We start from the raw sequence: 3,765 nt of genomic DNA, 5'->3' as shown, positions 1-3,765 counted from the left end.
TGTCTCTGCTCTCTGAATCTAGAAGTAGTAACGGCTGATCGTGTCGGCCACACAACCGGGCTTGGCGTCGCCTTCGATCTCGACGGTCACGCGAATCCAGGCCTGCACGCCGCCTTCGAGCGGCTCGACGCGCAGCAGCTCGCCGACGCCGCGCACGCGCGCGCCGACCTTCACCGGCGCGGGGAAACGGATCTTGTCGCAGCCGTAGTTGACGCCGAGGCGCGCGCCGTCGATCCGCACGATCTGCGGCAGGAAGTAATTCACGAGCGACAGCGTCAGGTAGCCGTGCGCGATGCACGCGCCGAACGGGCCGTCCTTCGCGCGCACCGGGTCGACGTGCACCCACTGGTGGTCGCCCGTCGCATCGGCGAAGCCGTCGATGCGGATCTGGTCGATCGCGAGCCACGCGCTCGCGCCGAGCGTGTCGCCGACGGCCGCCGCGAGTTCGCCGGGATGCGCGAACACGCGGGGCGTCGCACGCACGGGGTCGAGGGTCGTGCTCATCATGCGTGCTGGCTGCTGACCGACAGCACTTCGCCGGTCATGTACGACGCGTAATCGCTTGCAAGGAACACCATCACGTTCGCGACCTCCCAGACTTCGGCGGCGCGCCCGAAGGCTTCGCGCGACGCCAGTTGATTCAGCAAGTCGGCCGGGGCCGACTTCTTCAGAAAATCGTGCATCGCGATGCTCGGCGCGACCGCGTTGATGCGCACGCCGTACGGCGACGCCTCAAGCGCCGCGCAGCGCGTGAGCGCCATCACGCCCGCCTTCGCCGCCGCGTAGTGCGCCTGTTCCGCCTGCGCGCGCCAGCCGAGCACCGATGCGTTGTTGACGATCGCGCCGCGGCCTCGGGCCTGCATGTGCGGCAGCATCGCGCGCGTCATCCGGAACGTCCCGGTAAGGCTAATGTCGATCACGCGCGACCATTCGGCATCGTCCATATCGACGATGCGGGTCGAGCCGCCGAGCCCGGCGTTGTTGATCAGCACGTCGACGCCGTCGAGCTTGTCCTGCGCTTGCGCGACCAGCGCCTGCACGTCGGCCTCGACCGCGACGTTGCACAGGCGGCCGTAGACCTGTTGCAGCCCCGTTTCGGCACGCAGCGTCTCGACCGCTTGCTCGAGGCGCTTTTCGTGGATGTCGGAGATGAACAGCGCGCGGCAGCCTTCTTCCGCGCAGCGGCGCGCGGCCGCGAAGCCAATGCCGGCGCCCGCGGCAGCCGTGATCAGCACCGATTTGCCGGCGAGCAGCTGGTGGCCCGGCACGTAGGCCGGCGCTTTCTGGATCTGGGGTTCGGTCATGCTGTTCCTCTCGCTTCCCTGGGCATGCCGAGCCCGCGCTCGGCCATGATGTTGAGCTGGATTTCGTTGGTGCCGGCGTAGATCGTGTCCGCACGGGAGAACAGGAATACGCGTTGCAGATGGGTGAGCTTTTCGTCGGCCGGATCGATCACGTTCGCGCGGGCCCCGAGCACATCCATCGCGAGCTGGCCGAGGTCGCGGTGCCAGTTCGACCAGAAATACTTGTAGATCAGCGCCTCGCGGCGCAGCGGCGCGCCCGCGCCGGCATCGGTGTCGTCCGCGCCGGACAGCATCCGCAGCGCGTTGTAGCGCATCACGCGCAGCCCGGCCCACGCGCGGCCGATCCGCTGGCGCAGCACGGGGTCACGGTCCGCGCCCGCTTCGCGCGCGGCGTCGATCACCCATTCGAGTTCGCGGACGAACTGCATCTGCTGGCCGAGCGTCGACATCCCGCGTTCGAAGCCGAGCAGCGTCATCGCGATCCGCCAGCCGTCGCCGGGCGCGCCGACGAGGTCGCGGGCTTCCGCGCGCGCGCCGTCGAAAAATACTTCGTTGAATTCCGCGCCGCCGTTGAGCTGCTTGATCGGCCGGATCTCGATGCCCGGCTGGTCGAGCGGCATCAGCAGGAACGACAGCCCCTTGTTGCCCTTCGACGCGGGATCGGTGCGCGCCAGCACGAAGATCCAGTCGGAATCGTGCGCGAGCGACGTCCAGACCTTCTGGCCGTGCACGCGCCACGTACCGTCCGCATCCTGTTCGGCGCGCGTGCGCACGTTCGCCAGGTCGGAACCCGCGCCGGGTTCCGAATAGCCCTGGCACCAGAACTGCGTGCCGGCCAGGATGCCGGGCAGGAAGCGCGCGCGCTGGTCGTCGGTGCCGCACGCAACGAGCGTCGGCCCGAGCAGCCCTTCGCCGATGTGACCCATCCGCCCGGGGCCGCCCGCACGTGCGTATTCCTCGTGGAAGATCACCTGCTCGGCGACCGAGAAGCCGCGCCCGCCGGCATCCGTCGGCCAGCCGAGCCCGGTCCAGCCGCCCTGCGCCAGTTCCTGCTCCCACGCCTTGCGCAGCTCGGGCCACGCTTCCTCGTCGCCGGGGCCGCCGCGGTATTTCAGGCACGCGAAGTCGCCGGTCAGGTGCGACTGCACCCAGTCGGCCACTTCATGCCGCAATTGCTGTTCGCGCGTTTCGCTGTTCATTGGAGAGCTCCTGCGCGCGCAGCCGACGGACGAGATGCCGCCGCGGCGGCCGGGGTGAATGCTTCGTCGCGATGCGATGCGCCGCCGTCGATCGCGTGGGACGCGATCCATTCGAGCAGTTGCGGCGTGCTGCCGAACTGCGCACCCGATGCCTGTGCGCGCTTGAAATAGAGATGCGGGTCGTATTCCCAAGTAAAGCCGACGCCGCCGTGCAACTGGATCGATTCCTGTGCGCAGAACCCATACGCGTCGTTCGCGGCGGATTTCGCGGCGGCGATGTCGGCGCGCAATGCGTCACTCGGCAGCACGCTGCCGGCTTCGGCGTCCCACGCATGCGCGGCGCCGAGCACGGCCGAGCGTGCCGCTTCGATCAGCACCATCATCTGGGCGCAGCGGTGCTTGACGGCCTGGAACGATGCGATCGCTCGACCGAACTGCACGCGCTGGCTCGTGTAGTCGAGCGTCAGGTCGAGGCATTGCTGGGCGCCGCCGAGCTGTTCTGCGGCCAGCGCGAGCGCCGCGAACCAGGCGGTGCGTTCCAGCACCTGTGCCACCGCCGTGCCGCCCGCAAGCAGCGCGTCGCGGCTCACGCGGGCTTCGTCGAGCACCACGCGCGCGATCGGCCGGGTTGCATCGAGCGTGTCGAGCGGCGTGATCGTGAGCCCCGACGCCGTTGCGACGTCGATCGCGAACAGCCCGATCGACTGCCCTTCATTCGCGATCCGCGCGGGCACCAGCAGCAGGTCGGCGCGCGCGCCGTCGATCACTTGCTCGATCGTGCCGGACAGCGCATAACCGCCGGCTGTTTCTTCCGCGACGACCGGCAGTTGCCACGCACCGGCCGGCAGGTCGAACGGCAGCGCCAGCGTTGCGCTGCACGCACCTTCCGCGATCTTCGCGAGCCAGCCGTTTGCCAGCGGCGTATCAGCGAAGCCGGCGAGCGAGGTCGCCGCAAGGCACGCGGTCGAAAAATACGGCACGCATGCGACGCGCCGGCCGAGCTGTTCCATCAGCACCGTCTGCTCGACCGCACCGAGCCCCAGCCCGCCTGCCGCCTCGGGCAGCGCGAGCGCGTTCCAGCCAAGCTCGCCTGCCAGCGCGGACCACAACGCATCGTCACGGCCGGCCGACTGCTCGAGCGCGCGGCGTACGTCGGTGGACGCGCTACGCTCCGCGAGCACGTCGGCCGCCGCGTCGCGGATCATCGCCTGTTCGTCGGTGAGCGCCAGATCCATCGTTCAGCTCCCGTACACGCGCTGCGC

At 69.2% G+C, this 3,765-nt stretch carries 4 protein-coding genes; all 4 read right to left on the bottom strand.

What is annotated here, in order from left to right; genetic code table 11:
• Positions 1–18 precede the first annotated feature (18 nt).
• The 4 genes from G3N99_RS36370 to G3N99_RS36355 are packed head-to-tail and all read right to left on the bottom strand — an operon-like array spanning position 19 to position 3,738.
• On the bottom strand, positions 19–504 hold the full coding sequence (locus G3N99_RS36370; protein WP_174944192.1) for a MaoC family dehydratase: 486 nt from the start codon (positions 502–504) through the stop codon (positions 19–21).
• Positions 504–1,304: an SDR family oxidoreductase gene (locus G3N99_RS36365; RefSeq protein WP_174940821.1), complete on the bottom strand. Its 801-nt coding sequence runs from the start codon at positions 1,302–1,304 to the stop codon at positions 504–506. Before G3N99_RS36365 ends, G3N99_RS36370 begins: the two co-directional genes overlap by 1 nt.
• Complete coding sequence (locus G3N99_RS36360) at positions 1,301–2,503, bottom strand: acyl-CoA dehydrogenase family protein (protein WP_206124777.1); 1,203 nt, start codon at positions 2,501–2,503, stop codon at positions 1,301–1,303. Before G3N99_RS36360 ends, G3N99_RS36365 begins: the two co-directional genes overlap by 4 nt.
• Complete coding sequence (locus G3N99_RS36355) at positions 2,500–3,738, bottom strand: acyl-CoA dehydrogenase family protein (protein ID WP_206124776.1); 1,239 nt, start codon at positions 3,736–3,738, stop codon at positions 2,500–2,502. The genes G3N99_RS36360 and G3N99_RS36355 overlap by 4 nt, the downstream gene beginning before the upstream one ends.
• Positions 3,739–3,765 lie beyond the last annotated feature (27 nt).

Origin of the sequence: Burkholderia sp. Ac-20392, assembly GCF_017104585.1 — a bacterium.
Lineage (GTDB): Bacteria > Pseudomonadota > Gammaproteobacteria > Burkholderiales > Burkholderiaceae > Burkholderia > Burkholderia lata.
The sequence above is the reverse complement of the archived record's forward strand: the minus strand, read 5'-3'. Positions and strand labels throughout refer to the sequence as shown.

Coding starts and splice junctions, on each gene's coding strand:
- G3N99_RS36355 (WP_206124776.1), bottom strand. CDS start 3,738: ATGGATCTGGCGCTCACCGACGAACAGGCGATGATCCGCGACGCGGCG.
- G3N99_RS36360 (WP_206124777.1), bottom strand. CDS start 2,503: ATGAACAGCGAAACGCGCGAACAGCAATTGCGGCATGAAGTGGCCGAC.
- G3N99_RS36370 (WP_174944192.1), bottom strand. CDS start 504: ATGAGCACGACCCTCGACCCCGTGCGTGCGACGCCCCGCGTGTTCGCG.
- G3N99_RS36365 (WP_174940821.1), bottom strand. CDS start 1,304: ATGACCGAACCCCAGATCCAGAAAGCGCCGGCCTACGTGCCGGGCCAC.